The 1,265-nt window shown below is 58.7% G+C and carries 3 protein-coding genes; all 3 read left to right on the top strand.

From position 1 onward, the window contains the following. Positions 1 to 640: hypothetical protein (locus ACNFCJ_RS23975; RefSeq protein WP_416773878.1), on the top strand; the 640-nt coding region annotated here is incomplete at its 5' end. After that, positions 637 to 915, top strand: a complete 279-nt coding sequence (locus tag ACNFCJ_RS23980; protein WP_416773879.1) for a hypothetical protein — start codon at positions 637 to 639, stop codon at positions 913 to 915. The genes ACNFCJ_RS23975 and ACNFCJ_RS23980, both read left to right, overlap by 4 nt. After that, positions 912 to 1,223, top strand: coding sequence for a hypothetical protein (locus tag ACNFCJ_RS23985; RefSeq protein ID WP_416773880.1), 312 nt, complete (start codon positions 912 to 914; stop codon positions 1,221 to 1,223). Before ACNFCJ_RS23980 ends, ACNFCJ_RS23985 begins: the two co-directional genes overlap by 4 nt. Positions 1,224 to 1,265: the final 42 nt, after the last annotated feature.

The raw sequence follows: 1,265 nt of genomic DNA on the forward strand, positions 1-1,265 counted from the left end.
TGTCACGCTGTCCGGCGCTGCTACTGGCACGCTAACTGGCACAGGCGCAGGCAACCGTGTATCGCTGACTTTTACCCCTACTGCCGGCACTCTGACGCTGACGGTATCCGGTAGCGTGACCAGCGCCCAACTCGAACTCGGCGCATTCCCAACATCCCACATCCCCACAACCACAGCTCAGGTAACGCGGGCTGCGGATCAGTGCGTGGTGAGTAATCTGGCGGATTGGTATAGGGCTGACGAGTTTTCAATTTTTGCTAGCGCTGTTCGCACCCAATTAGGTAGTAGTGCGATCTACGAACTGGAGCGGGACACGGGTAACCGTGTATGGAACAGATCAAATTTCGTCGGCACTTCTGAACAGCTCGTAGTGGTTGTCGGAGGTGTTAATCAGGCGGTATTTGCTCCCCCCGCTGCTCTTAATCACAGGTCTGCTCTAGCCGTGAAAGCTAACGCCTTTGCCGCATCGCTGAATGGTGCTGCACCACTGATTGATAACAGTGGGTCTATACCTTCAGGGGCGACCATCTTGCGAATCGGCGCGTCTGACGGGGGCGCCCGCATCAACGGCCACATCGAATCCCTCCAATACATCCCCCGCGCCCTTTCCGATACCGAGCTTCAGAGGATCACGGCATGACACCTTGCTATCTACAGACAGACACCGAGGCGGGCATGTGGGCGGCTCTCACTGAGCTTGGTTTTGTTGTCGAGCATGAGGGCGAGCAGTACATCACAGTGGAGCATTCCATCATCGGGCAATGGTTCGAGCGCACTGGTGGCACCGATGAAGAGCCAGTGATGGAGCCGCTGCCGGGCTGGCATTTCAACCTGATGCTGACAGAGGTGCCCGCAGAGTGGCCTGCCGGCGTGATTCAGCACACGCCATCGACACCGTGGCGGGTGTGGAGATGAAAGGCAGCAGCAAGGTTCCCGCGCTAACCGCCTTTGCGCTGGCCGGACTGTGCGCCGCCATGCTGATGATGCTCGCCGGCTGCGACGATCAGCCGAAGCCAAAGATCAAAGAGGCGCTGGTCGTGATCAAGATCGTTGACGCCCCAGCGCCCGACTGGCCTTCCGGCACGGCAGCTATTACTCGCGGGTCGGGTACCGGCCTATCCACTATCGAGATACTGCGCGACTACTACCCGGAGTGCGTGACGCATGAGGTGCGGCATGTGTTTGAGGGTAAGTGGCACGACCAGCGCACTACCTGTAGGTGATGCACCACCACACACCAGCCCGCTCTTGCGGGTTTTTATTGC

Origin of the sequence: Pseudomonas sp. NY15364, from assembly GCF_048068235.1 — a bacterium.
Taxonomy (GTDB): domain Bacteria; phylum Pseudomonadota; class Gammaproteobacteria; order Pseudomonadales; family Pseudomonadaceae; genus Aquipseudomonas; species Aquipseudomonas mendocina_D.